Origin of the sequence: Alteromonas sp. 14N.309.X.WAT.G.H12 (assembly GCF_036697315.1) — a bacterium.
Lineage (GTDB): Bacteria > Pseudomonadota > Gammaproteobacteria > Enterobacterales > Alteromonadaceae > Alteromonas.
The window spans coordinates 1-3,239 of record NZ_JBAHZB010000188.1 but is presented as its reverse complement, the minus strand read 5'-3'; the positions used below and the strand labels follow the sequence as shown (position 1 = coordinate 3,239).

The following is a 3,239-nucleotide window of genomic DNA, read 5'->3' as shown; positions in this document are numbered from 1 at the left end:
ACATAATCACCTACACGCATTGCATCTGAATCTGCAATAGGTAGTGCGGTTAAGTCGTCGGCATCGATTTTCAACAGTGCAATATCGCTTTGATCATCAGCGCCGAGTTTTTTCGCTTCAAACTCACGGCCATCGGCTAACTTAACGGTAATTTCATCGGCATTTTCTACCACATGGTTATTGGTAACGACATAGCCTTTGTTTGCGTTAATGATGACACCTGAACCTAAGCCTTTGAAAGGCCGTTCTTGCACCTGCTCTTGGGGACCACCAAAGAAATATCGGAACATTTCTGGTACCCGTTGAGTAGCAGTTTGTGTCCCTTCTACTGAAATACTAACAACAGCCGGCATTGCTTCTTCTAGCATTGGAGCTAGGGATGGCACTTCCTGTTTTTTATCATCGTTAAAAAAAGGTAATGCAGCACCCGCATTTGCAGACATTCCCAAGGTACTCACTACGATGCTTGATACAACTAACATCTGGCGTAGAGATTTCTTCATATTCGCTTACACTCCTCATGTCTCGTGCGATTATGGCTACTTTCACTGACAGACTCAGGCTGATAGAAAAAAGTTCCAGATTTAGTCTTTATCTGCGGTGGACTGTCCAGTTGCGCCGACAAACAAACCTGAACCTGTGTTCGCAAAGTCTCTCGGTTGTGTTTCTGGAACGGCCTTTTCTGCGGCCTTTTCTCTGCCTTGAATATTATTTCGTAAATAGGTACTGGCTTGCTCTCCGTAGAAGGGCACTTTGGGATCGTCATCCTCTTCTGTTTGAGATAACAAGCTTTCATAGTCGGCGATTTGTTGCTGTAATGCCTCACAATGTTTTTCAATGGCTTCCACGGATTGCTTTGTTTGATGCAAGTGGTGTGAAGCCTGTTGGGCCATTAATGCTTTGATATTTTGTTCAGCTTGCTTGGTGGTATTTGCATCGCCATTGCGTTTATAGATAAAACGGGCTGCAAAAAAGCCGATAATTAAGCCTACAACTAACAGGGCCAGCGGGATTAGTACGTCCATTAAACTCTCCAAGATATTTCTGTGCAGCAAATTGCAGCAAAATAAAACTAATACACCCACAGACTATAACAAGATCTAAAGGTGAATGCGCTGCGCGAATTGTCGCAAGGTGTAACTTAGCAAAGCAAATCACCGAATTGTTGCTTTTTCAAACAAAACTATCAGCATAAAGGCGGCTAGCCCTTCATCTGCCTAGGTGCAATGCGGTATAATACAGCAAATCACACACGTAACTGAGTTAGAATCCATCGTATTTAGATTTAACCGCGCAAGTGTCGGTTGCGATTTTACCTGTCATTGTGGGTAATTTAATTACAGATTTTGATTTTTCAAGGAGGTCGGCGCAGCCTGACTTTCAATCCACCCGTTTTCAGGAGTAGTTAAGGCGATGACGCCATGGGAAAAATATCAACAGGATCTTCAGCTACCAACGTTTAAGTACGATCCTGCTCAGGAAACAGCGGTAAAAGCGTTGCAACGCTTATATGACGAACTTTGTACCCAATCACCCACTGATCCTGGCTTAGCCCGAAAATTGATTCGGCTGGTAAGAAAAAAAAGAGCGCCAGAGCCGGTGAAAGGACTGTATTTTTACGGTGGTGTCGGACGGGGTAAAACGTATTTGGTTGACACCTTTTACGATTGTCTTCCGTTTAAACGCAAGATGCGTATCCACTTTCATCGTTTTATGCATCGCGTTCATGATGAGCTAAAAACCCTGCCTAACGAAGTTGATCCGCTTAATATTGTGGCTGACAGGTTGGCCCATGAAGCCAGGGTCATCTGTTTCGATGAGTTTTTTGTGTCGGATATTACCGATGCCATGATCCTTGGTACATTAATGCAGGCTCTTTTTGCCCGAGGGATCACCTTAGTGGCAACATCCAATATTGAGCCTGATCAATTGTATAAAAATGGCTTGCAACGGGCGCGTTTTTTACCGGCCATAGCCTTAATCAATAAATATACTGAGGTGATAAACGTAGACAGCGGCACCGATTACCGCTTGCGCACCTTAGAACAAGCCGAGATATTCCATAGTCCCCTTGATGCCGCTGGCGATGATCATTTAAAAGAATATTTTCTTAAGCTGGCTGGTGACAGTGGGGTGAAAAACAGCACCATCGAGGTGAATCATCGTCAGATCCCTACCCGCTGCCACGCCGAAGGTGTGTTATCCATTGAATTTTCGGCAATATGTGAAGGTCCAAGAAGTCAGAATGATTATATTGAACTGAGCCGGTGTTATCATTCCGTGTTGGTTGCCAATGTGAAACAAATGGGCGCCAATAATGATGATACGGCGCGGCGATTTATCGCCATGGTGGATGAATTTTATGAGCGCAATGTCAAACTGATCATGACATCTGAGGTGGAATTGTCATTACTGTATACCGAAGGGCGATTGAATTTTGAATTTCGTCGTTGTTTGAGTCGGTTAAAAGAAATGCAATCCAGGGAGTACCTGGCGCGGGAACATCTTCCATAAACCATCATCATCGCATAAAGATGCCAACTGAACAGATTCAGCACTGTTAACAGGTGCGCAAAATCGGTACTATTCATAACCATTTTTTATTTGGCTCGGCATTATTCGCGGGGCTACAACCAGCAAGATACAGAGATATACCATGGGAAGAGCGTTTGAAGTAAGAAAAGCGGCGATGGCTAAAACAGCTGGCGCAAAAACCAAAGTTTATTCTAAATACGGTAAAGAAATTTACGTATGTGCGAAAAATGGCGGTGTGGATCCTGACAGTAATTTGTCGTTAAAGCGTTTAATGGAAAAAGCGAAAAAGGATCAGGTTCCAAGTCATGTTATCGAAAAAGCCATCGACAAAGCCGCCGGTGGTGCAGGGGAAGATTTCGTTCCTGCCCGTTATGAGGGGTTTGGTCCTGGTAATTGTATGGTGATTGTGGATTGTCTAACCGACAACAATAACCGAACCATTACCGATGTACGCAACTGTTTCACCAAATCTGGCGCTAAAATTGGTAGTCCTGGCGCGGTGTCGCACATGTTCGATCACCAGGCCATTTTTCAATTTAGTGGTGATGACGAAGACACCATCCTTGAAGCATTAATGGAAGCGGATGTTGATGTTACCGATGTAGAGTGTGAAGACGGTAAAATTACCGTTTATGCGCCACATACCGAGTTCTACAGCGTTAAAACGGCTCTCACTGAAGCCTTTCCTGATATTTCCTTTGATG

At 44.1% G+C, this 3,239-nt stretch carries 4 protein-coding genes; 2 read left to right on the top strand and 2 right to left on the bottom strand.

Features of this window, described 5'->3' with window-relative positions; genetic code table 11:
- Together V5298_RS20175 and V5298_RS20170 are read right to left on the bottom strand one after the other, a co-directional pair.
- Positions 1 to 482, bottom strand: a 482-nt coding sequence (locus V5298_RS20175) for a trypsin-like peptidase domain-containing protein (RefSeq protein WP_416351214.1), incomplete at its 3' end; no start/stop codon positions are given.
- 102 nt (positions 483 to 584) lie between these two features.
- Complete coding sequence (locus V5298_RS20170; RefSeq protein WP_332933212.1) at positions 585 to 1,025, bottom strand: ZapG family protein; 441 nt, start codon at positions 1,023 to 1,025, stop codon at positions 585 to 587.
- A gap of 388 nt (positions 1,026 to 1,413) precedes the next feature.
- On the opposite strand from V5298_RS20170, the gene zapE reads away from it, so the two are divergent.
- Together zapE and V5298_RS20160 are read left to right on the top strand one after the other, a co-directional pair.
- A complete protein-coding gene (gene zapE, locus V5298_RS20165) occupies positions 1,414 to 2,514 on the top strand; it encodes a cell division protein ZapE (RefSeq protein ID WP_332933211.1) in 1,101 nt (366 codons plus the stop codon).
- A 142-nt stretch (positions 2,515 to 2,656) separates the two neighbouring features.
- Positions 2,657 to 3,239: YebC/PmpR family DNA-binding transcriptional regulator (locus V5298_RS20160; protein ID WP_332933210.1), on the top strand; the 583-nt coding region annotated here is incomplete at its 3' end.